This is a genomic window from Bdellovibrio bacteriovorus (genome assembly GCF_025558485.1).
Taxonomy (GTDB): domain Bacteria; phylum Bdellovibrionota; class Bdellovibrionia; order Bdellovibrionales; family Bdellovibrionaceae; genus Bdellovibrio; species Bdellovibrio bacteriovorus_G.
In genome coordinates, this window is record NZ_CP102930.1 from 2,646,893 (window position 1) to 2,670,078 (window position 23,186).

At 48.1% G+C, this 23,186-nt stretch carries 23 protein-coding genes and 1 tRNA gene; 9 read left to right on the forward strand and 15 right to left on the reverse strand.

Going from position 1 to position 23,186, the window contains the following annotated elements; all coding sequences use genetic code 11:
- Positions 1-154 precede the first annotated feature (154 nt).
- Positions 155-568: an SWIB/MDM2 domain-containing protein gene (locus tag EZJ49_RS13015; RefSeq protein WP_262552609.1), complete on the reverse strand. Its 414-nt coding sequence runs from the start codon at positions 566-568 to the stop codon at positions 155-157.
- Positions 569-882: 314 nt separating this feature from the next.
- Between EZJ49_RS13015 and EZJ49_RS13020 the strand changes: the two genes are divergently transcribed.
- Together EZJ49_RS13020 and EZJ49_RS13025 are read left to right on the forward strand one after the other, a co-directional pair.
- A complete protein-coding gene (locus EZJ49_RS13020) occupies positions 883-1,245 on the forward strand; it encodes a J domain-containing protein (RefSeq protein WP_262552610.1) in 363 nt (120 codons plus the stop codon).
- Positions 1,246-1,336: 91 nt separating this feature from the next.
- On the forward strand, positions 1,337-2,005 hold the full coding sequence (locus tag EZJ49_RS13025) for a hypothetical protein (protein ID WP_262552611.1): 669 nt from the start codon (positions 1,337-1,339) through the stop codon (positions 2,003-2,005).
- Here the strand turns inward: EZJ49_RS13025 and infB are convergent.
- The 6 genes from infB to EZJ49_RS13055 form a co-directional block, all read right to left on the reverse strand.
- Entirely contained in the window at positions 1,985-4,885 is a 2,901-nt protein-coding gene (infB, locus tag EZJ49_RS13030; protein ID WP_262552612.1) for a translation initiation factor IF-2, read from the reverse strand. The genes EZJ49_RS13025 and infB overlap by 21 nt on opposite strands.
- Before the next feature lie 35 nt (positions 4,886-4,920).
- Positions 4,921-6,318: a transcription termination factor NusA gene (nusA, locus tag EZJ49_RS13035; RefSeq protein WP_262552613.1), complete on the reverse strand. Its 1,398-nt coding sequence runs from the start codon at positions 6,316-6,318 to the stop codon at positions 4,921-4,923.
- A 15-nt stretch (positions 6,319-6,333) separates the two neighbouring features.
- Positions 6,334-6,858, reverse strand: coding sequence for a ribosome maturation factor RimP (rimP, locus tag EZJ49_RS13040; protein ID WP_262552614.1), 525 nt, complete (start codon positions 6,856-6,858; stop codon positions 6,334-6,336).
- 264 nt (positions 6,859-7,122) lie between these two features.
- The gene (locus tag EZJ49_RS13045; RefSeq protein ID WP_262552615.1) at positions 7,123-7,560 is read right to left on the reverse strand and encodes a GNAT family N-acetyltransferase; all 438 of its coding nucleotides are present in this window, start codon (positions 7,558-7,560) and stop codon (positions 7,123-7,125) included.
- Between the two features lie 2 nt (positions 7,561-7,562).
- Complete coding sequence (locus tag EZJ49_RS13050) at positions 7,563-8,192, reverse strand: hypothetical protein (protein WP_262552616.1); 630 nt, start codon at positions 8,190-8,192, stop codon at positions 7,563-7,565.
- A gap of 225 nt (positions 8,193-8,417) precedes the next feature.
- Entirely contained in the window at positions 8,418-9,602 is a 1,185-nt protein-coding gene (locus EZJ49_RS13055) for a hypothetical protein (RefSeq protein WP_262552617.1), read from the reverse strand.
- 278 nt (positions 9,603-9,880) lie between these two features.
- Here EZJ49_RS13055 and EZJ49_RS13060 point away from each other — a divergent pair, with 278 nt between their 5' ends.
- Positions 9,881-10,789, forward strand: coding sequence for a S1 family peptidase (locus EZJ49_RS13060; RefSeq protein ID WP_262552618.1), 909 nt, complete (start codon positions 9,881-9,883; stop codon positions 10,787-10,789).
- Between the two features lie 84 nt (positions 10,790-10,873).
- Here the strand turns inward: EZJ49_RS13060 and EZJ49_RS13065 are convergent, their stop codons facing one another.
- The 3 genes from EZJ49_RS13065 to EZJ49_RS13075 all read right to left on the reverse strand — a co-directional run bounded on the left by EZJ49_RS13065 (position 10,874) and on the right by EZJ49_RS13075 (position 13,869).
- Positions 10,874-12,409, reverse strand: coding sequence for an SAM-dependent methyltransferase (locus EZJ49_RS13065; protein ID WP_262552619.1), 1,536 nt, complete (start codon positions 12,407-12,409; stop codon positions 10,874-10,876).
- Positions 12,399-13,463, reverse strand: a complete 1,065-nt coding sequence (locus EZJ49_RS13070; protein WP_262552620.1) for an AccI family restriction endonuclease — start codon at positions 13,461-13,463, stop codon at positions 12,399-12,401. The genes EZJ49_RS13065 and EZJ49_RS13070 overlap by 11 nt, the downstream gene beginning before the upstream one ends.
- A gap of 324 nt (positions 13,464-13,787) precedes the next feature.
- Positions 13,788-13,869, reverse strand: a tRNA-Leu gene (locus EZJ49_RS13075).
- Between the two features lie 259 nt (positions 13,870-14,128).
- Between EZJ49_RS13075 and EZJ49_RS13080 the strand changes: the two genes are divergently transcribed.
- Positions 14,129-15,895 carry an ABC transporter ATP-binding protein gene (locus EZJ49_RS13080; protein WP_262552621.1) on the forward strand — a complete coding sequence of 589 codons (1,767 nt, stop codon included), beginning with the start codon at positions 14,129-14,131 and terminating at the stop codon, positions 15,893-15,895.
- 13 nt (positions 15,896-15,908) lie between these two features.
- On the opposite strand, the gene EZJ49_RS13085 is transcribed toward EZJ49_RS13080, so the two are convergent.
- Positions 15,909-16,361 (reverse strand): host attachment protein, encoded by a 453-nt coding sequence (locus tag EZJ49_RS13085; protein WP_262552622.1) that lies wholly within the window; start codon positions 16,359-16,361, stop codon positions 15,909-15,911.
- 162 nt (positions 16,362-16,523) lie between these two features.
- Between EZJ49_RS13085 and EZJ49_RS13090 the strand changes: the two genes are divergently transcribed.
- Positions 16,524-17,651, forward strand: coding sequence for a hypothetical protein (locus tag EZJ49_RS13090; protein WP_262552623.1), 1,128 nt, complete (start codon positions 16,524-16,526; stop codon positions 17,649-17,651).
- Here the strand turns inward: EZJ49_RS13090 and EZJ49_RS13095 are convergent.
- Positions 17,635-18,624, reverse strand: a complete 990-nt coding sequence (locus tag EZJ49_RS13095; RefSeq protein WP_262552624.1) for a Ppx/GppA phosphatase family protein — start codon at positions 18,622-18,624, stop codon at positions 17,635-17,637. The genes EZJ49_RS13090 and EZJ49_RS13095 overlap by 17 nt on opposite strands.
- A gap of 173 nt (positions 18,625-18,797) precedes the next feature.
- On the opposite strand from EZJ49_RS13095, the gene EZJ49_RS13100 reads away from it, so the two are divergent.
- Complete coding sequence (locus tag EZJ49_RS13100) at positions 18,798-19,028, forward strand: glycine zipper domain-containing protein (protein ID WP_262552625.1); 231 nt, start codon at positions 18,798-18,800, stop codon at positions 19,026-19,028.
- A 101-nt stretch (positions 19,029-19,129) separates the two neighbouring features.
- Complete coding sequence (locus EZJ49_RS13105) at positions 19,130-19,696, forward strand: hypothetical protein (protein WP_262552626.1); 567 nt, start codon at positions 19,130-19,132, stop codon at positions 19,694-19,696.
- Here EZJ49_RS13105 and EZJ49_RS13110 read toward each other — a convergent pair.
- The 3 genes from EZJ49_RS13110 to EZJ49_RS13120 all read right to left on the reverse strand — a co-directional run bounded on the left by EZJ49_RS13110 (position 19,690) and on the right by EZJ49_RS13120 (position 22,077).
- Positions 19,690-20,646 (reverse strand): sigma-54 interaction domain-containing protein, encoded by a 957-nt coding sequence (locus EZJ49_RS13110; protein WP_262552627.1) that lies wholly within the window; start codon positions 20,644-20,646, stop codon positions 19,690-19,692. The genes EZJ49_RS13105 and EZJ49_RS13110 overlap by 7 nt on opposite strands.
- Complete coding sequence (locus tag EZJ49_RS13115) at positions 20,643-21,398, reverse strand: type 1 glutamine amidotransferase domain-containing protein (protein WP_262552628.1); 756 nt, start codon at positions 21,396-21,398, stop codon at positions 20,643-20,645. The genes EZJ49_RS13110 and EZJ49_RS13115 overlap by 4 nt, the downstream gene beginning before the upstream one ends.
- Positions 21,399-21,510: 112 nt before the next feature.
- On the reverse strand, positions 21,511-22,077 hold the full coding sequence (locus EZJ49_RS13120; protein WP_262552629.1) for a DsbA family protein: 567 nt from the start codon (positions 22,075-22,077) through the stop codon (positions 21,511-21,513).
- A 24-nt stretch (positions 22,078-22,101) separates the two neighbouring features.
- On the opposite strand from EZJ49_RS13120, the gene EZJ49_RS13125 reads away from it, so the two are divergent.
- Complete coding sequence (locus EZJ49_RS13125; protein WP_262552630.1) at positions 22,102-22,476, forward strand: murein L,D-transpeptidase catalytic domain family protein; 375 nt, start codon at positions 22,102-22,104, stop codon at positions 22,474-22,476.
- Positions 22,436-23,158 (forward strand): pseudouridine synthase, encoded by a 723-nt coding sequence (locus tag EZJ49_RS13130; protein ID WP_262552631.1) that lies wholly within the window; start codon positions 22,436-22,438, stop codon positions 23,156-23,158. Before EZJ49_RS13125 ends, EZJ49_RS13130 begins: the two co-directional genes overlap by 41 nt.
- Positions 23,159-23,186: the final 28 nt, after the last annotated feature.

Here is a 23,186-nt window from a genome sequence, read left to right on the forward strand (position 1 = left end):
GGGGATGGTATAGCACAAGCCCCCCACCCTTGAACAGGCCAATCTCCGAGGGGGTCCCATAGGGGTGCACTCTGTATTTTCGTCGTGAAAAAACGAAAAAACCCAGGATTTGACCCCTGGGTTTTTAGTGTTCAACTCAATTTGAGTCTAAGACCTATTTAAGGTGCTTAGAAACCAATTTAGTCATGTCGAACATAGAAACTTGAGTTTTGCCGCCGAAAACTTCTTTCAATTTAGCGTCAGCATTGATGTTTCTTTTGTTCTTGGAATCTTGAAGGTTGTTCTTCTTGATGTAAGCCCAAAGTTTTTTAACAACTTCAGTGCGTGGAAGTGGAGAAGCACCAACAACTGCTGCCAAAGCTGCAGATGGAGTCAACGCCTTCATGAAAGCTGCGTTTGGTTTACGAGCAGTTTTAGCTTTTTTAGGAGCTGCTGCTTTTTTTGGAGCTGCTTTTTTAGTAGCTTTTGGAGCCGCTTTTTTTGCTGCTTTAGGAGCTGCTTTTTTTGCTGCAGCTTTTTTAGGAGCAGCTTTCTTAGTAGTAGCTTTTTTAGCTTTTGCTTTTGCCATTCGAAATTCCTCCGTTAGGTTTTTAGTCTTGTTTTATCTCGAATGAACTTAGTGTGTATCTAAGTCGAGTCGTTTGTCCAAAGGAAAATGCAGGGAAAATCATTTTTTTTGCGCTAGGAGAGCGGGAAACACCCGATTTCACCCCCTTTTCCCCTCGGGAAATGGCGTTTTCCCCTAGGAAAAGCCCCCCTCCCCCTCTGAAAAAGTCCGTTTTTCACTGGGAAAACACCTTCTGGACTGAGCTCTTTACCTTACATACCGATAAGAAAGGCATGAGTTTTCAGGCAAGCTTTAAGCAAATTCTCAGAGAGAAAATGGGTTCCGAAACCTTCGTGAACGCCTCCGAAGAAAGCCTGCTGCGCGCCGATCCTTCCCACATGGCTTACCTGATGGGGCAAATAGGCAGGCACGAATTCAACTCTCCACGCGGCCACTACCCTCGTCCGGCAGCGCGTCCTCAACGCAAAGCCCACAGTTTTTCCCCCTCCCAGAAAGAGGCTTTTGATTTTCTTAAAACCTGGATCATGGATCTGTCCGAAGGCTTCACTGCCAGCGAATTGAAAAAAGCTTTCCGTCAGGCCGCGATGATTCTGCACCCGGATCACGGCGGGAACACCCAACAGTTTGTGACTCTGAAAGAGCACTACAACTGTCTTCGCCCCCTTGTTTCACTGTGAAACAATAAACAAGATTACATTGTTGAAATATCCTTTGGCCTTTAGTTTCTACGCCGATATTCCATAATGGAAGCAACCAGGAAGCAGCAGCATGAGGGATCTCAGTTTTACATCCGAAGACGCCTACAAGAAGAGACTGACTTATTTTAAAGTCATCTACTTCCTTGGGCTGGCTGTCACCCTGGTCTATTTGCTGAAATTCAACTATCAATACGGTGTGGATGAATACAACCCCATCCTGATCCCGATCTGGATCACCCTGCTGTTGGTCCCCCCTCTTAGTCTGAAGTTCATTAAGAACTACCTGGTCTCTGCCTCTATATTATGCGTTATGGCCGTGGTGATTGTGTCGTACTTCCTCTATATATCTGGCGGAGTCGATGCCCCGGGGATCTTCTGGCTGACAGCCATCCCTTTGATTTGCGGCATTCTGGTCGGCGTCCCGGGGGCGGTTCTGGGCTACGGCGTGGTGGTCCTGATTCTGCTGTTCTTCTGGTACGCCCGGGTCTTTGCTTTTACTTTGATTATTATCTTCCCACATCTGCCGGGCTCAAGCTCTCCGGCTGACGCGTTTATGCGGTCGATATCACAGTTAATGGACTGCGCCTTAGCCAGGTCATCATTGATCCCCAAAGACAAACCGTCTACAAAGTTCAGCGCGAAAACATGTCGATTGAACTTCCCGCGGTGTATCTGGATCGCGAGCCGCCTTTATGGGGCCCATCACCCATATTCTTCATTAGTTCGCTCCGCCCTCTAGCTCGCGAGCCACTTCTTTTTTAACGAAGGCTTCCATCTGGTCGCCGACTTTAACGTCGTTGTAGTTCTCGATACCGATACCGCACTCATAGCCGGAAGCCACTTCTTTGGCGTCGTCTTTGAAGCGTTTAAGGGAGGCAATTTTGCCTTCGTAAACAATTTTATTTTCACGCAGCAAACGGATGCTCGCGTTACGCTGAACTTTACCATCGATAACGAAGCAACCTGCAATCGTACCAACTTTAGGAACAGTGAACACGTTACGCACTTCTGCACGACCCAGGACTTCTTCGACGATGTCCGGAGACAACAGACCGCCCATGGCCGCTTTCATCTGGTCGATCAGTTCGTATACGATAGAGTACGTACGAACATCCACGCCCATTTGTTTTGCTTTCGCCTGCGCGCCCAGATCCGGACGAACGTTGAAGCCCAGAACGATACCTTTTGCCGTGTTGGCTAGAACGATATCCCCCTCGTTGATACCACCCACTGCAGAGTGGATGACACGAGCTTTAACTTCCGGAGTGGAAAGCTTCGCAAGCATGCCGTTGATCGCTTCCAAAGAACCATGCACATCGGCTTTCAACACGATCGCAAGTTCTTTCACGTCACCAGCTTTCACTTTCGCAAACACTTCATCCAGGGACAGCTTAGCTGCCGGAGTCGCTGCTGCTTTTTCAGCCTGTTCTTTTCTCAATTCAGAAACCTTGGTAGCCGTGACTTCGTCTTTCACGATGTCGAACTTGTCACCGGCAGCAGGAACCGCCTCAAGACCCAGCACCTCTACAGGGATACCAGGACCCGCAGATTGAACGCGCTCACCACGGTCATTGGTCAAAGAACGAACGCGGCCTTTCATGGTACCAGCAACGATGTACTGACCCACTTCAACCGTACCGTCTTTCACCAGCAAAGTTGCCACAGGGCCTTTGCCTTTTTCCATTTTCGCTTCGATCACCAGACCGGTACCGGAACGTTTTGGGTTTGCTTTAAGCTCTGCCACTTCGGCAACCAGTTTGATTTGTTCCAGCAACTCAGTGATACCCGTTCTCTTCAATGCGGAAACTTCGCAGAAGATCGTGGAACCACCCCACTCCTCAGGAACGATTTCAAGCTCAGTCAACTGTTGCTTGATACGCTCTGGGTTGGCGCCTGGTTTATCAATTTTATTCACTGCCACGATGATAGGTACGCCCGCTGCTTTGGCGTGGTTAATCGCCTCTTGAGTCTGAGGCATCATACCGTCGTCCGCTGCCACCACGATGATCGCGATGTCAGTGGCATTGGCACCACGGGCACGCATTGCCGTGAAGGCTTCGTGGCCCGGAGTATCCAGGAATGTGATCAGGCTGCCGTCTTCGATTTTCACGCTGTACGCACCAATGTGCTGCGTGATACCGCCGGCCTCACCTTTAGCCACGTCCGCATTGCGAATCGCATCCAAAAGGGATGTTTTACCGTGATCGACGTGACCCATAACAGTCACTACTGGAGGACGAGTCACTGGAGCTGCATCCAGATCACCGAATGCCGTTTGTTCAGCAACTTCGTCCGCCGTTTTAAATACGTTTTGTGCTTCCCAACCGAACTCAGGCACGATCAATGCGATCGTGTCGAAATCCAGATCCATGTTCATGTTGGCCATCACACCCTGTTTCATCAGCTCACGAACCAATTGAGGAGCCTTCAGCCCCATTTCCATGGCAAGGTCGCTCAATTTCATTGTGTTATTCACCTTCACAACACGTTTGTGCGCGGAAGGAGTCGTGATCTGAGTCTTCATGGCGTCACGATCCAACAGACCTTTTTTCTTTTTCGGCTGGAAAACCATTTCGCGCTTACGGAATTCAACAGCGTTGAAGACTGTAACCACTTCCTCTTTTTCACCACCACGACCACCAGCTGCCGCCGGGCCTGCCGCTGGAGCAGGAGGACCAAATGAACGCTTACGTTTGTCGAAATCGCGACCGCGATCGCCGCCCTGATCCACAATAGGTTCAGGTGGCTGGTTCGCCGCTACAAATCCAGTGCGGATATTGCGAGTTGGCGCCCCGCCTGCAGGACGGTTGAAACCGCCCGGGCGTTGACCGGTGAAGGAGGCGCTGGCACCACGCTGTTCACCACCAGCTCCGCCACGCGGCTGGAATCCGCCGGTGCGTTCACCCTGAGGGCGCTGTGGAGCTTGTGACTGAACGCGGGAAAGATCCATGCGTCCGATAATATTTCTTTTAGGTGCAGATGCCGGAGTTGCAGAACTGGAAACACCGCTGGTGCCCACAACAACCTCTTTCTTACGAGCTTGTGGAGCTGCAACAGGTTCCGCTGCCACTGGAGCCGGAGCTGGCGTTTCTTTCGCCACCACTGGTTCCGTTTTTTCAACTGCGGCCGGAGCTTCCTCTTTAACAGGGGCTTTCGTCTCTACAGCTTCAGCAACCGCTTCCGGTGCTGCTTCAATTTCTTCAGCTTCCACTTTCGCGGCTGGCTTCTTCACCACGACACGTGTGGTTTTCGGAGCTGCCTCTTCTGTTTCCGCCTCAGGTTTCGCCACCACTTTTGCTTTTGGAGCTTCAGCAGGGACTTCATCTTTCTTTCTGCGAATCACAGGGGTTTTTACGGCTGCGGCAGAGGCATCTGCTTCTGCAGGGGCCGCTGCTGCTTTTTTCGGTGCCGCTTTGCGAGCAGCTGTCTTTTTGGGTTTCGGCTCATCGGCGGATTTTTCGCCACCGCTGAGTTTAATTTTAATTTGCTCAAGAACTTCGGGTTCTAGCTCCGCCATGTGACTTTTCACAGGCAAATGCCACTCGCGGATTTTATCCATGAGGGCCAGCGGGGTCATCCCGATCTCTTTTGCAAATTCAAAAACCTTTGGATTACTCACTCAGTCTCCCTGTAGTTGTTCTCTATCCAAAAAAATTATTCTTCTTCCGCTTCCTGCTGATCGAGTTTTTTCAACTCTTGCTTCAACAGAAGGTCGGCCTGCTCTTTTGCAGACACATTGGATTGCTTGTCCTTAGCAACAGAAGGCGCTGTCGGAACAGGAATGCCTTCGGATTCATACTTCGCAACCAAACCTTTGGCTTCGCCGGAAAGCTTTTCAGCCTTCTCTGGATCGTCGTAGCCAGGAATTGTCATCAACTCTTCCACCGGCGCAGCTGCAACCGCCTGGAAGGATCCGAAGCCGGACTGGAAGATGTTTTGTGCCATCGTTTCGCTCATACCCGGGATCAGCATCAAGTTGAAGATGGATTCCGCAGTACGGGAAGCCGCCGAAGAGTCAGAAATGATATCCAGTTTCCAAGTCGTCAGTTTCGCCGCCAAACGCACGTTTTGACCACGTTTACCGATCGCCAAAGACAACTGGGAATCCGGAACAACAATTTCCATTTCACGGTTGGCATCGTCAAGGAACACGCGGGAAATTTCCGCAGGTGCCAAAGCGTTGCACGCAAAACGAGTGATGTCCTCGTCCCAAGGAACGATGTCGATTTTCTCGCCACGAAGTTCCTGAACGATATTCTGAACACGGGAACCCTTCATACCCACGCAAGCCCCTACCGGGTCCACGGAGTTGTCTTTGGAACGAACCGCGATTTTCGCGCGCTGTCCTGGTTCACGAGCGGCAGCCATGATCTCTACAACACCGTCGTAGATCTCTGGAACCTCCATTTCGAAAAGTTTCATCAAATAACGTTCATCAGCGCGGGACATGATGATCTGAGGACCACGTGTCGTCTGACGAACTTCAGAAAGGTAACCCTGAATGCGGTCGCCTGGCTTGTATTGTTCGCCCGGGATCTGTTCACGAGGCGGGATGTAAGCCTCAGTGCGACCCAAATCGACAACGATCGCGCCTTTTTCAACACGACGTGCGATACCGGAAGCGATTTCACCCTTACGTTCTTCAAATTCGTTGAAGATGATATTGCGTTCAGCATCACGCACTTTCTGCATGATGATCTGCTTTGCCGTCTGAGCGGCAATACGACCCAAATCAGAAGCTTCCATTTTGATACCGATAGAGTCATCAAGCTGTACATTTGGATCCAGCTTTTGAGCTTCGTCCAGAGGAATTTCAACTTCTTCATCAATATACTTTTCGCGAGGAACAACCTCTTTGAACTCAAAAAGTTCAACTTCGCCAGTGTCTTCGTTGTAAGCTGCTTCGATTTCACGGTAAGTACCGTACTTCTTGCGTGCAGCAACCAACATACCCTGAGTGATTGCGTCGATAACAACTTGCTTATCGATACCTTTGTCTTTTCCGACTTGATCAATCACCTTGGAAAGATCTGAAAACACATTTTCAGCCATGATTTTCCTCTCTCGTTACTTTTTCTGACCTTTAGTAAATTCAAAAACCAATTTTGCCCTGTCGATCATTGCGTATGGAATCTTGATTTCCACATCCTTCACAACGAAACGAACACCCTGATCGTCAGCGGATGTCAAAACCTCTTCAACAGTTTTGGCATTCTTCCACTTCTTATCCTCAACACCCATTGTTTCCAGCGGTTTCAAAGTCTTGATATAGACCTTTTTCCCAACCACTTTCTGGAAGTGCCAAGGCTGCTTCAGGTGACGATCCAAGCCTGGAGTGGAAACCTCCAGACTGTACTCCCCACCGGGGATCAGCTCTTCATCTGCATCCAGAACTTCGCTTAAGCCTCTGGAAACATTGGTGCAATCGTCAATGCTGATGGCACCTTCTTCATTCTTATCAATAAACAAACGCAGCGTTCTGCCCTTGCCCATGCCAACGAATTCAACGTCGTAAAGCAAACAACCTTGCGCGGTTGCCACGTCGCTGGCGATCTTTTCTATCTTTGTCATCCAAGCAGGAGGTTGTGACATTTCTCTCAATCCTAAATACAGTTACGCCCTATCAAGACAACAATCCTGCCTATGAGGGCATACAAATATGCCTTAACAAGCCCCTAAGAACCTGTTTCAGCTACCTCGTCGTACGTGTTGGGTTCGACTTTGTGGGAACTGCCCGGGCGGGGCCGGTACAAAAAAAAATGGGCCTGCTGGGCCCATTGAACGGATCTAAATTAGCAATAAAATCGAGAGAGTGCAAGGGTTTATCTCGACCTCGGCCTTGCGGGTCGGCGGGGCTCACGAAACTGAGTACAAAATAGCGGTCGCTCCGTCCTTATAATACCGAGGTCGTCTCCGAACCTCTTTAAATCCGAGCTTTTCATAAAGTTTTTGCGCCGAAACGTTTTCCTCATGCACTTCAAGCCAGATCGCCCGCCCCTGACCCTTTGCGGCAATCATATGCTCCAGAAGCTTTTCCATGTACCCACGCCGGCGATATTGGGGATGCGTGGCCACCAAAGAAATCTCCCAGACATCGGGAACTTCTCGATAAAGGATGAAACCCGTCAAAGTCTCACCTTCGAAAACTCCCAGAGCCTCGGCGGTGGCCAGCTCGGCCCCCAAAAGATCGTTGGGCCAGTAAAACTGCGGCAAAAGCCCCTGCTCCTGATGGATGGCCTCCACCAATGCCCGCATCGCCGGTTTGTGAGATCCCTTAAGAACTTCGACGTGCATACTTATTCCGCCACAAAGTTGCGCACTTTGTATTTGCGCTTGATAACCTCAAACCAGGAACGGATGCGTTCTTCCAGCTGCTGTTGAGCCAGAAAGGTTTTGATATTTTCCTTAAAGCCCTCAAACGGAGAGCTGCCAAACTTGGCGCGATTGTTTTCATAGTAAACTTGCGCCTCCTGATCCGTGATAATGCCGGTCATGGAGTTGGTTTTAAATTTCAGGAAACTTTTCGCTGCCAGCTTACGGATGGTGAACTTCTTGACCTCTGCCGCCGTGGGTTCGATCTGTGCCCAATAGGCTTTTCCGGCAACGGCACGGTCGATCTTATTTAAAGCGTCCTGCACTTCACTGTCAGGCACGGCCGCCACATTGAAGTTTTCCGCCTCCAGCGCCACAACCAGTTCCAACAGCACCTGGGTCACTGCCGAAGCAAACTCCGCCTGCCCCGGACGCAACTCAGGAATCGCCACTTTGGCTTTTTCCGCAGTCAGGACATGCCCAATGGCCATGGAGATCTGAACCTCGCGACTGGTCACCACATAATCCGACACCTGCCCAACCGTCTCTGTCACCAGAGTCGCCGCCGAAGCCGAAGTCGCCACAAACATAAGCAATAAAACCAAGAAGCGCATAAAAAGACTATGCCCAAGGAAAAACCCGAAGTCCAGCCCTCAAGGTGAGGACTTCGACAGATGAGTTTTATCAAGGCGCAAGGAGGAAGGCGTGCTATCAGCACCTCGACGACGCAGCAACGCAGAGAAAACTCATCTGCCGAAGTCCGCGAAAAAAACAACCCCTGCTGTTGAGGCAGGGGTTGAAACCACTGAGGAATTAATAACTAACTTAACTCTATTAGATTAGAAATTTACGCGTCCGACAATAGACATTACGTAATACTGCAGTTTTTCGATTGGGTTACTGTACTGAGGTCCAGACATGAACGTGTTTTTCGCGTTCACACGGCTGGAAAGATTCCACATGTAACGGAAATCCAAGCCCAAAGAATACTTCGGATTGAACTCCAGATCCGCACCGATCACAGTACCCACGTCAATCGCGTGAGAGTTTGCAGTCGTGTCGTTCTTGTAGCCATAGATGTTGTCGTTAGACCAAGAGAACGATCTGTAAGAGTAAGACACCAAACCACCGATAACCGGTCTGATGATACCGTTAAACAACTGAACCTTCGCAGCCAACTGACCGGAATACTGATTCACGTCGATATTGTCCGGAATCCAGTAACCACCTGTGTTGTTGTATGGGTAGTTATTGTAACCACCAGTGTAGTATCCCTGACCTTCAACTGAATAGTTGGAATACAGGAATGTACCTTCGATCACGAAGTTGTCGTATTTGTTACCGAAAGCCACACCCAAAGCGTAGTTTCCTTTAACATTGCTGACATCTGGATAGTCACCCACACCCAAAACACCGGCAACATACTTCGTTTCGATCGGAGCAATGGCAGCTTCTTCTTCCACTTTCATGGCAGCAGCCAGCTCTTCACGGATGATGTCGCGAGTGTTTTCTTTAGGTTCTTCAACTTGTTGAACCTGAACAGGCTGGGCCACAACCGGCTGAACAACTTGTTGTTGCACCTGTTGAACCTGCTGCTGTTCGTTCATTTGGTTGAACTTATCACCGAACAATACAGAAGCTCTTTTCTTTTCATCTTCCATACGGGAAGTTTCCAGCTTCTCTACGATTCTTTGTTCAGTTTGCATTTCTGCATCCTGACGAGCACGACGGATTTGTTCCGCACGGGACTCTGTCAGCGGAGACGCCTCTATAATAGTGGTTGGTTGCTTTTGCACCTGTTGTTGCTGCAACTGCGCATTGGAAGTCGGTGTCGCCTGATTCAAAATATAGATAGGCTGGCCACTGACTGGCGCTGTGTTGGCAATACCCGCCTGAGCCGCAGGGGCTTGTTGGCTTGAATACATTTGATCAAGCTCAGCATCAACATCGCTTTCAATACTCTGAGCCAGAGCAAATGTCGGCGCGATGCTCAAAGCCGCAAGTATATAGAAATACTTTTTCATAGGGTCTCCTCGTAGTTCTGGTTATATAAAAACCTTTTAGTCACTGGTCGCATAGAGCAAGCCTGATGCCAACCCGGCCAAATTTCGGCCATCCCGCCTAAGTCCTTGATATCCCCGCGTTCTTTGTCACCCCCCTGAAAAGCCTGCATTCCGCCTGTGACAGGATTTGTGACAACTTCCAGTACGCTTTCTGAAATTCTTGCAAACCAGGATCATAATGCCCCTGACTGTGGATGAATTTGGTAAAACTTCGCCTTATATATAAGGAGATCTCTCTGATGTACCCGTTGTTACGCTCATCTGCTGCTGTTCTTTCTCTTTGTTTTCTGGCTGCGTGCAGCTCTTCTGATTCCGGTGAAAATCTGACTGCGAATGTGGAACCTTCCAACTGTGAAATTACGGGCCATTCCTATGGAATCGTGGGTGGCCAGGTTTTGGGCTCCGGAAATGAGCTGAGTTCTTCCACCGTTTTGATTGTTACCGTGAAAGAAAACAAGGAATACAGCATTTGCACGGGCACCCTGATTGCCAGAGACAAAGTCCTTACCGCAGCTCACTGTTCTCCGCCCGATACCAAAGCCATAGCGATCGCCTTTACTAATAACGTGGGTTGCATGAGCGAGGCTCCCAAAAGAACACTTCGTCTGGTGGTTGATAAAGCCGTGAACGAAGACTATCCGCACACCAATTCTATTTATAATGCTTCCAATGACCTGGCGATCCTGAAGTTCGCAGGCAATATTCCGGAAGGCTATAAAATCCGCAGCCTGCCTTCTGCCACTTTCAGCCCGGCACCGACAGACACCTTGGTTATGAGTGGCTATGGAACGACATCTGAAAAGGCCGGCGACTCTGGCACCCTGCGCTTCGCCAAGTCCTCAGCATCCAACATTCTGGGCAACAGCTTCTTCCTGGCACGCTCCAACCGCACTGTGAGTGTGGATAAAACCATCATCGTTGAACAACCTCGCACGGGCGTTTGCAGTGGCGATTCCGGCGGAGCGCTTTATGCAAAAACAAAAGACGGCCTGACTCTGATCGGAATCACTTCCATGGGCGTGGACCATAGGGCGCTGAAGGATAGCGACGTCCGCATTTGTCACGGTGTCGCCATCTATGTGGACGTGCGAGAAAATCTGAACTGGATTCGTGAGCAATCCGATAAATTGGATCGTAACAATTTGTGAGCGTTAGCGAACTTCTCTTTAGGTCTTCAACCTAAAGAGAAGTTAAAATATCTGGCAAAAAAAAGATGACCTATAACTTAGCCATTATTTAAGTAAATCTTCAAAAATCTGATTTAGAGAGAATGATATCTTTCCAGTCCCTTTAATAATTTCCAGCTCTGCTTTTATATCTATCTTATCTACCGAAGAAAACCATTCAGGGCTTGGTACTAAACTATCATTCAAATCATTAGGTTCAAATTTATCCAACCCATCTCCATATTTCCTCATATTAATCTGCATAATCTTATTTCCTGCATCCGATAATAGGTAAAAGAAAAGTAGATCAAGATATTTTGAATAGTCAGCCTTTAGATTAAAACCGTGATAGCAAGTGAGACATACTGCCTCTGTTGTATTACGAATAACTTTATATCCATTTCTTGAAAACACACCAAACAAAAGCCCTGATGGTTTTCTTTTTTCTAGCTTATACCAGGGTGACCGCATTTTAGTGAGGTAGCGCAAATGGATGCCATCTTTTTCTCCCTGCGCAATATATCTTTTTATATCGTCAGAACTAGAATTTGATTCCAAATTTACAAGATAGATTTCGGAATCAAGACTAATCAATTTGTTCAAGTCGGACTGATCAAAAATTGCCCCTTTTATTTGATTGCTTTTAGTGATGCAAGGTACGAGAGATGATTTAGGCATATTGTTTTGCCTTACCTTACTCTCGCTAAAAGAGAAGTAACTATTAGCGCCAGTTGCTATTCCTCTGCTAAAATTCCCATAACTTTTAAGAGGAACAAGATGTTCAAATTTAAGATTAATCTCTTCTTTAGAAAAATATTTCGCCCACTTGTCTCTCGCTTGAATAAGCTTTCTAGAAACGGTTCTAATTGGAATTATTTTTTCAAAATGCCCTAACTCATCCAGGCTTTTCACGGCAAAAAATGAAATGTCTTTGTTTGGATTCTTTTTCTTATGAAAAAGAATAATCCCTACAGAGGTGACTACTTCTGAAAAGGCCTCTTTCTCACAATCGACTTGAATAAATGCCTCAATCTCACCACTTCTTAGAAGGTAATCCTTAACTGCCTCCCCGTAACCTGCGTTCATAAATTCAAATGGCATAATATACGCAAGCCTTCCGCCTTCTTTCAATTCTGAAACAGACTTTAGCAAAAATGCAGATGCTGTATTTGTATAACCTGATACTTTTATGCCCAAATTTTTTTGAATATTTGCAAGAATCTCGTCCTTCTCGGTGAAGTTTTGAAACTTCATATATGGAGGATTACAAATGACAGCATCTATTTCTCCCAGACCCCAATCTTGCAAATAGTCACTATTTTTAAGTGAGATATAATCTGCTGAAAAATGTGCTTTAGCGAAGCTATAAATATGATTATCAACTTCGTAAGCCATAAGAGATTTAAAATCTTTGAATCCTTCAAGCTGCTCCACAAAAATACCGAGACCGAAAGCCGGATCAAGAAAATTTTGATGCTTGTTAGCTAATAGCCACCTTGCCATGAATTTGGCTATTACTAATGGCGTGAAAAATTGACCAAATTTTTTTCGGTGAGAAATGTCAGTTTGAGATGAGTATGATAAAAATAGATTATTCTCCACCAATCACCTCACTTAAGAATAGATTGTTATCCAGATATCCTTTTCCACCAGAAAAGGTGACATAAAACAACAACCGCCCTCTGCTTAATTCTTTCAATTCTGATTGATGACTGGGCATATCAACACGGCCTAAAATTTCCTTACCCACGCGAGCATTAATTTTAATTGTAGTTTTGCCCTGATTTTTAATATCCGACTCGACAGAAAAAATTTTACCTTCGTTTTCAGGATTAGATGCTATTTCAAGAATAGATTTAAATGGAATAATGTACGCTTTATCGAAAAATACCTGAAGGTAAAAATGCTTTACGCCATACTTCTGTATCCAACGATTTACTAAGGCAAGATCTTCTAACTTCGGAGTAATGCTAAGGTAATCGCGCTTATGAAGAATCTTGATATTTTCTTTGAGATCTTTAAGTTTTTGAGAAAGACTCTTCAACTCTGCGCTAGATGACCATGAGCTTAAACGAAAATCTAACTCAGAAAACGTTTCAGCAGTTGCCGTTGATAAGAGACTATGTATAGCTCCGTTTTTAATCTTTAAAAGAGCAGACAAATCGCTATTCAAAATCTCATTTTTAATTCTTAAGCAGTTTGCCACAGCATTTCGTGCACGATCAGACATATAGGTATCATATTTGTTAGCAAGGAAACTACTCGAGCGCACCTCTAGAGCTGCTACAGCCTGGCTGACTACTTCGTCAGAATTGATATCAAATGTTTTGGAGTCATATAGCTTTCTCGAAAAAATCAAAATATCCGGCTTTTTTCCGATAGAATTTAGCTCGGCAAGATATTCCTCATAAAATCTCTTAAAACCATCATCTCCAGCACTTAAAGAGTCAGACCGCCCATATTTAACGGCAACATATTCTAGTTCGTTGTCATTAATCGCATTAAAGACAACTTCCTCTGCCCAGTCCCCCTGCTCTTTATTGGTTAAAAACTCTGAACTTGCCATTGACGGGGGTCTGCCTTCTAAAACAATGTTCAAATCAATAGGAAATGGTGAGCCATTTAAGAGCTCTAAAATTTGCTGCTTGTAGGTCATTTTTCTCCCATCCCTTTGCAAAAAAATCGTATTTTATCAGGTGACAAAAGTCCATCCTTTAGGATGCTTTGAATTTATGGAAATAGAAAAGCCGACCAATTCAAATAGACTCACGAAACACGTCAGCAAAATAGAAGGGTAGGCTCAAAGGCGGACCTTCCTATTCCAACTTTCAAAAACCATTTCTTAAGAGTGCTAACCCATTGTTTTTTGAAGAATTTTTAAACCTATATTTGTTGTCTAAAGAGAATCAAGAGCCGAAATAAAAAAAGCGACCCAAAAGGTCGCTTTTGTTTTTGCACCAACCTTCGAGAAAGAGAAAGTTGGTGCGGGTGGAGGGACTTGAACCCCCATGCTTTCGCGGGAGATTTTGAGTCTCCTGTGTCTACCATTTCACCACACCCGCATGAGGAGTCTTTTGTAATGAGTTTGCCGGAAAGACTCAAGAGATTTCTTTAAAAAAATAAAGAAAGTCCTAAAAAGATTCCTCTTTGAAGAGGTTTGCTTATTTTTTCAGCTACTTGGGCACTCCCACCCCCTCTTTTGAACCTCGACATCTCCCCTTTACAAACTTACGTAGCTCTATTCCCGAAAGACTTTCATTCACATACCGTGGACATATATTCATGGACGCTCTGGGGCTTCAGGTGTAAACCCCACGATCTATGGCGCATTCTAAAAGTTCTTTTCAGTCGTTTTCCCGTCTTTTCGCTTATACTAAAAAACACCGTCGCGACTTCTACCTGGGCAGCTTGTTTTCGTTTCTAAACAAGGCCTTTGATATTGCCCCTGAAATTCTAATCGGTATCGCCATTGATGTGGTTGCCAATCAGGAAAAATCCTTCCTGGCTCGTTTTGGATTTGAATCCCCATGGCACCAACTGCTGCTGTTGTCTGTGCTGACGTTGCTAATCTGGATATTTGAGTCCCTGTTTGAATACCTGTTGCTTTTGAAATGGCGCGGACTTGCCCAGTCGCTGCAACACGAATTCCGCACTGAGGCCTACGAACACCTGCAAAAGCTGGATATGTCCTTTTTTGAAGATCGCAGCACCGGCGGACTGGTTTCCATTTTAAACGATGACATCAATCAGCTGGAACGCTTCCTGAATGTCGGCATGAACAGCTTGATTCAGGTGTTTACCGCCGTTCTTCTTATCGGTGCGGTCTTCTTTGCGATGGCTCCAAATATCGCGGTGTTTGCGATTCTGCCGATTCCAATCATTTTGTGGGGCGCATTCTATTTCCAAAAACGGGCAGCGCCGTTGTATTTGGATGTACGTGAAAAAGCCGGAAACATCGGTTCCCGTCTGGCAAATAATATCGCGGGTATGGCTACAATCCGCAGCTTTACTTCAGAACTGATTGAGGCCCGCAAGGTCGCCCGTGACAGCTCCAGTTATCTGGAGGCCAATAAAGAGGCCATCAAGGTTTCTTCCGCCTTCAACCCGCTGATTCGCATGGCGGTTCTGATGGGCTTTATTGCCACGTTTATTATGGGCGGACAGATGGCTTTGAAAGGCGAACTGAATGTCGGTTTCTATGGCGTTCTGGTTTTCCTGACTCAACGCCTGTTGTGGCCGTTGACGGGACTTGCTGACACCGTGGACTTGTTTGAACGTGCCATGGCTTCTGCGGACCGCGTTCTGGATCTGATTAAAACTCCGATCAATCTGGAGCTTCCTAAAGAGAAAAAGAAATTCGATCATTCCCAAGGAATCGAGTTCAAGAATTTGTCCTTTGCCTATAGCAATGGCCTGCCGATTTTAAAAAACGTCAATATCACCGTGCCCGCGGGAAAAACCGTGGCCATCGTGGGGCCCACGGGTTCTGGTAAAAGTACGATCACCAAATTACTTTTGGGGTTCTACAAAGCTTCCGGCGGGAATATCCTTTGTGGCGGTCAGGCCGTTCAGGACTGTGATCCACAGGATTTACGCAGCCATATTGGCCTGGTAAGTCAGGATGTGTTTTTGTTTCAAGGGACTATTTTCGAGAATATCGCCTATGGAAACCCACAAGCCACGCGTGAACAGGTTGTCGAAGCTGCGCGCAAGGCCCATGCGTTGGAATTTATCGACAAACTTCCGCAAGGCCTGGACACTTTGATCGGTGAGCGTGGTCAGAAATTGTCCGGCGGACAACGTCAGCGTTTGTCCATCGCGCGAGTGATTCTGAAAAATCCGCCGGTTCTGATTTTGGATGAAGCGACCTCGGCCGTGGACAATGAAACCGAAGCGGTGATTCAGGCGTCTTTGGCGGAAGCAACCAAAGGGCGCACGACTATCGTGATTGCTCACCGTCTGTCCACAGTGACTCAAGCAGACAACATCTATGTGGTGGCTCAAGGGGCTGTGGCTGAAAGCGGAACACATCAACAGCTTTTGCAGGAACGAAAGCTTTACTTCCAGTTGTGGAATGCACCTCTTTAGGTGCATCCACGGATTAAATGCGGGCCTCCTCTTCCGGCCAGATTCGTTCTTTCAGCTCAAAATCTGTCGCGGTCTGAGCCAAATCCTTCGGAATCTCCTTCACAATACATTCACGCAGCTCCCGGGAAAAATTGCGACGGACTTTTCCCAGAAATTGTGGCGCCGCAATCAACACCAGTTCTTCAAAGACGTTCTGCTGACGTCCTTCTTCCAAACGCTCTGCCACTTTTTTGGCGAACATTTCAGACACCCGGTCCGTCGGAGACTGCTTTTTCACAAGTCGCCCGCCATGAATACTGGAACTGGCGACAAATCCCGGGCGATCGGCGTCGATCTCTCCGGATTTCAGGCGCCCCCTCGGGTTTTCCAGTTTTTCAATAAAATGCACTTCGCCATTGTTGCCCCGGCGGTCACTGGCAAAAATCTTCGCTTCACATCGGTTGACCACAACAATCCAAGTTTTCATGACATTTCCTCTCTGTGAAGAGTTCTGCTTTTACTATAGCGAGAGTCCCCACCTTGCAACAACATGACCCCTTACACTGGACTGTCACAAGACACTTTGAACTGCACTGAAAAACGACCGAAGATATAATTCTGACCTCCCACCCCATCCTCGGAGACTCTCATGTTGGAAAAACTGACCCACGATGATTTGCTAAAGCTCACCTCTGTTTCTGAAGGACCGTGCATTTCCATTTACATTCCCGGTATGCCTGAGAAAACACTGCAACTGGAATACGAAACTCTGGTTCGCAGAGCCGCTCACCTATTGTCCTTGGATCGTCGTAACGGAGAAAAGGAGCGCGTTTTAGCTCCGCTTTACAACTTCAACCCTGCGGAACATTTACAACGTTCTGACTTCGGCATGGCTATTTTTGTGAATAGACACTGGGCTGGCTATTACCTGGCCGGACACCCCCTGCCGTCAAAAGTCGTGGTGGCGGAAACCTTCCATCTGCGTCCCTTACTACAGGATCTGCAAGGCGAAAGCAGCTGCCACATTCTAACCCTGTCACCCAGTGAGGCTGTGCTATTAAATTGCAATGGCGGCACCGGAAACGAGATTCATACATTCTTGTTTCATCAGGGCCAGCACAGCAACAGCATCCACTGGAAGCATCTGGATGAAAGCGAAACATCGCAGATTCCCCATCTAAAAAGTCATCTGCGGGGGCGGGGCACCGAAGACAATCAGTGTAAAAAGAAGGGCTTTAAACTGTTCCTGCGCTGGATTGAGGCAAAGATCGGAAAAGAGCACGGTTATAAAGAAATTCCGCTTTTGGTTTTCACCAGTGAGAATATGTTTCATGCCTACAAGGAAATCAGCCACCACCCCAATCCGGTTCTGATCAAACGCGAACCGTCGCGAAATGGCTATCGCACCGAAGGCTTGATCCATCAGGCGCAGCTTTATCTGCAAAAAGAAAATTCACAGCAGAAAAATGTTTCTGCTCTGGAATTGGAAGGCATGAATCGGCAGAAAAAAGTCATTGATGATCTGGTGAAAATCAGCCGTGCCGCCATGGCCGGCAAAGTGCGCACTTTGTTTTTACAAAATAACAGCGAAGTATGGGGCGAAATCAACCGCCGCAGCGGAAATATCACCTTCCACGAAAAACAGATGAATGCCAAAGATGATGACGTGCTGGACGATATCGCCTGTCAGGTGATTCGTCATGGCGGTGAAGTCGTGGTTCTGGGCCAGGCTGACATGCCCAGCCGATCCCCTGCCGCCGCTATTTTAAATTCTTAAAGATCAGCCCTTGCCCCAAAGAGGCCTGGGCTGTTTCAACCTTTTCCACTTTCAGCGCCTGCATATATCCCAATACCAAAGCCAGATTGGAAATATCGGAAATCCGGTAGTCACTGTTGATTTCCGCATCATTCAACCAGACCCGTTTTTTCAGGACATCGCTAAGTTCAGCCTGTGTAAACTCTGAAGCATCCTTGTTCACCTGTCGTTGAACGGACAGGGAAATCACACCGCCCACCCCCACCCAGCGCGCTGTGGGAGCCATCTTTTTGAAAAATTCCGGTACGTTCAAATAAGCGTGATTTTTTGCCAGTTGCAAAGAGGCTTCTCTTTGCCGTCCAATCGGATTGGGCGAGGAATGATCTTTCGGATCTTTGAACTGCAACACCTGCAGGATCTTGTTTTTGAAAGTCACAGAGGCCAGATCGCCTTCATAGATATGCACTTTCCCTTTATCGCGGGAATACATCTGCATCGAGCCGCCACCGATATCCCAGACAATTAAATTGCGAGTGTCAGAAATATTTTTCTGCGCCAAAGCCGACCAGTATCCCAGCTCCGCCTCTTGTTCCTGTGAAATCACCTCGACGGGAACTTGCAGGTCCCGGGCCAGCCTCTGCGCCACAGCCCGGCCATTCTTCGCCACACGGAAAACAGAGGTTGCCACCGCCGTGATGCGCTTCACATCATAAGTGCGCACCTTTCCCAACAGGGCCTGAATGCGTGGTGTGGCCTCCTGAACTGTTTTTTCCGGTAAAGTTCCGTCCGGGGATTTTTCCAAAGCTTCATTAAAGGCCAGTGGCAAACGTTCCTCGAAGATAACTTTCACAATTTTCTTTTCACACGTATCCACCGTTGCAACATAGGCTTTGGTCGTCCCTGATCCAAGGTCCAACGCTGCACGATTTTCCACACATGGCTTGGCCCAGACTGTTACAGATGAAAGTGAAATCAAGACAAAGATCTTTTTCATGCCGTCATGCTAACGGAAGACCTGGTTCGGGGCAAGTTTCCTGTCAATGAGGGGCTAATTGCCTCTGAAAGTCCATGAACCCATCGTTGTTTTCAGAAGAAGCTGGCACCAATGATGCTTCTGAAGATGCTATGGGTACTAAAACGATCTATCCATGACAAAGGAGAATACACATGGAAACTACAACAGGTGAAATCAGAAAAAAAATGGGCGATATCAAAGAAAATGTGGCGCACAGTCTTGAGAAAAGCGCCTGGAGTGACCGCTATCATGCCGTCGAATCCAAAGTCAAAGAGGGCGTGGATGCCTCAGAAGAGTTTGTAAAGGCCCACCCTTTTTACACCGTCCTTGGTGCCGCAGCTGTTGGTTTTGTGGCCGGAGCTCTGATCAACCGCAAACATTAATGCTTCAAATATTTTCGATTGCAAAGGCTGAGCATGCCTAACGGCCATCCCAGTGCCCTGCCTTTGCAATCGTTCACCGAATCGCACATCAGGAGAATGCTATGAAATGGCTCAGCTTGATTCTTCCCTTCTTCCTTGGTTTTGGGCACAAGCCCAACAAACCTAGAAAAAGCTTAAAGGAAACTGCACTGGAAATTTATGATGCTATCACCATCCGCAGTCGCGCGGCGGTCTTCCTGAGTATGGCAGGTCTGTGCGCCATCGCCTTTATCTGCGGCGGCTTTTTTATGTTTTTGCTGGAGGCAACCCGACAGTATGATCGCGCCGGGATGATTTTCTGGAACTCCACTTTAATTACAAGCTCCGTGCTGGTGCTACTGGCTGTGGGCGGTTTAAGCTACGTTTACTTTATGGCCTGGCCGGGAGTTCGCGCGGCAAGAAACCGTCAGGAAGTGCGCGAGGAAGAGGAACGCCATCAGCACGAACACCCCGTGGGATCTTTGGAACAAGCCCTGGCCGCACTGGTCATGGACTTTGTCAAAGAACGTGAAAGCAAACGCGAACATCGTGCACACACGCCCCCGTCAGCCGCCCCGGAGCCTGCGCACAGCTATACCTCACGACCTGATCCGGAAACCGCCAGCGAAACGCCGACCAGTTATCACTGAAGCGAGCTGTGAAGTTTGCGGTACAGGGTTTTACGATCTATTCCCAAATCACGGGAGCTCTTTTCCCGGGCTCCCCGATTCGTTTTTAAGACGAAGGAAATATAGGCTTGATTCAGCTCTTCCAAAGAAAGAAAACGCCCTTGCACCTGAAAGAGTCTTTCAAAAATCGGCTCCAGATTTTCGTCTTTTTCGTGAATATCCTCCTGAAAAATCTTAAGTGATATCTCTGGCCCCGGGCTTAGGACCACGGCACGCTCAATGCTGTTTTCCAGTTCACGCACATTGCCGCTCCAGGGACGTGACACGAGAAATTCGTCCACATCCCTACCCCATTTTTTTTCCGGCATCTGATAGCGTTGCAGAAATTTATCCAGAAAGTGATGGGCCAGTGGCAAGATATCGTCGGCCCGTTCACGCAGCGGCGGCATCTTGATGGACACCACCTTCAGACGGAAATAAAGATCCTCGCGAAAACGCCGTTCAACGACATTTTCCTCCAGATCATTATGCGTGGCCGAAACAATACGCAGGTTCAGGGGACGATAATGATTTTCCCCGACTCTTTTGACCTTCTTTTCCTGCAACACCCGCAAAAGTTTTGCCTGTAGATGCAAATCCAGATCCCCGATTTCATCCAAAAACAGGGTCCCGCCATCAGCTTCTTCAAACAGCCCCTGTCGGGCGCTGTGAGCCCCGGTAAAAGCTCCGCGTGCATAGCCGAACAACTCGGACTCCAAAAGAGGCTCCGGAATGGCTGAACAATTGATGGGCACAAAGGTTTTTTTCTGACGGGCGCTCAGATCATGAATTAAACGAGCGATGACTTCCTTGCCCGTGCCACTTTCACCGGTGATCAGCACATTGGCTGAACTGGCCGCCACACGACGGGCCATATCCAGCACCTCCAAAAAACGCGGGCTTTTTCCAATAATCGGGCTGAAAGTGCTCACAGGGAACCTCGCACTTCGCGTTGAGGTTCATGCCATTCACACCAGTTTTGTTCCGGTACAATACGACCTTCCTCGATAAAGTCCAAAACCTCCACCATGGCTTTTCCGACTCCGGCGGCAGAGGCGGGATTTTGTCCTGTCACCAGACGGCCACTTTTCACAACGTGTCCGGCAAATTTGGGCGACGACGTGTGATGTGCACCCCGTTCCTGCAAACGGGTCTGCAACAGAAACGGCACCGCCTTTTCCATACCGACAGTTTCTTCCTCGTCGTTGGTGAAACAGGAAATTTCATGGCCTTTGACCAGATAGCTTCCATCAGAAAGCCGCACATTCACCAAAGCCGCGGGGCCATGGCAAACTGCCCCGACCACTCCGTTATTTTCATAAACTTCCTGTGTCAGCTTTTGCAGTTGCAGGTTTTCCGGAAAATCAAACATGGTGCCATGCCCGCCAGCGAAGTAGATAGCACAATAGTCCCTGGCATTCACCTGCCACGGCAGCAGAGTGTTTTCAATTTTACTTAAAAACTCTTCGTCATTCATCCAAGTGGCGTTCAACGGGTCATCCATCTTCACGCCATCCAAAGGCACCTTGCCCCCGCGCGGACTGATGGAATCCACTTCGTAACCCGCACGGATAAATTCATCATAGGGATGAGTGATCTCCGCAAGATAGGCACCCGTGCGATGACCGGTGTCCCCCAGCTGTTCTGTACTGGTCAGAACAAAAAGAACTTTATGGCTCTTCATGGCAGTTCTCCTTCACTGGCTCTATCCTCGCCGAGGCGCCAGCGGAACTCCAGAATCCCCCGCACTGACTGCAAATCAACAACAGATCAGACTGGACGAAAAACCCTTTTTCTTACTCTGAGAAAAACTTCTGTAGATCCGCAGTACTGACAAGGCCGGCTAAAACTTTTCCGTCATCGCGCACCAGAGTTGGCACGGCTCCGGTTCCCAGTTGCTCCCACTCGGTACGCCACATTTGCGCCAGAACCCGATCCACCTCGCTGACCGCAAGATTATTCAGTCCCAGTTGATGTCCCAGCTTTGCCAGCAGGGCTTCATCGGAAATGTCTTCACCATTCACCCACATCTCGCGTGCAATCGTGTGACGATACACAAGCCCCAGCATGGCATCCAAACGGGCGGCAGCAATGGAATACTCGATGGCCCGGCGTGTGTTGGGTTTCCCTACTGGGAAAGCAATATCCACTTCCGGCGCAAGCTCTTTGACATGCACCACTTCACGTTCCAGCGCCCGGCTAAGGGAATAGGTGGCGATCTGTCGTGGTTCTGGCAGGTCCGGATCATGTTGCACGCCTTTCCAATCCACGGATGAAGACAAATGCAAAGCGACCAGTCTTTCTTCCAGGGCATAACAAAAGGGGCAGTTGAAATCACTGAACAGAACCGCTCGATGTTTCATGAAAAACCTCCTGCCTAAGTCTAGATGAGTCACCGGACAGGTCAAGTCTCCAATAACAAGCGCATGTATGTTGTGGACATGAAAACTGGCCTGGTCACACGCTATCTGACAGCCCATGGCAAGGGGTCTGACCCTTCTCACACCGGGTATGCGAAAAAGTTTTCCAATGTGGAGGGCTCAAATATGTCCTCTATCGGGATGTACGTGACCGGTGCTGAATACAGTGGTAAGCATGGGCGCTCGATGCGTTTGATCGGCTTGGAAAAAACCAATGATCAAGCCATGAACCGGGCCATTGTGGTGCACGGGGCCTGGTATGTGGACCCCCAATACGGGTCAACCGTAAGAAAGAGACTTCGTGGAACTATTGTACAAAGACGAATACTTTATTGCCGTTAATAAACCCAGCGGCTTTCACGTACATCCCCACGAAAACCCTGAACATCGTGTTTCCCGGGATAAAATCTGTCTGTACCATGCCCGTCGTATGATGAAACAACACGTGTACCCGGTTCACCGCCTGGATGCCGGAACCAGTGGTGTGCTGCTTTTTGCCCTGTCCTCCCCGGCGGCCAGCCAGCTTTGCAAACTCTTTACGGAACGTGCGACCCATAAAACCTATCAGGCAGTGGTCCGCGGTTACGTCAAGGAAGATGGTGACATTCAGATTCCTCTGGAGCTGGATTCCACCGGAGACCTTGTGGATGCACATTCCAGCTTTAAAAGACTTTCCACCATCGAATTTCCCGTAGCTGTGGGGAAAAAGTTCCCGACAGCCCGTTATTCCTGGGTGGAGGTCACTCCTCATACCGGGCGTTATCATCAGATCCGCCGCCATTTTAATCGCATTTCACATCCTCTCTTAGGGGATGCCGTGCATGGCGATTCCCATCACAATCGCTTTTTCCGAAATGAACTGGGTATTGAGGGGCTTTGCCTGAAAGCCCTGCGTTTGGAGTTCACCCACCCCTGGAGTGGCGAAAAAGTCTCTATTGAGGCCCCACCATGCGAGAAATGGAAGAAAATTCAATTTCTCTTTGATCCTGAACAGCCCCTTTCCGCCAAACTGAAATCCCTTTGACCTCCTTGGAGGACGGGCGTAGAAACAG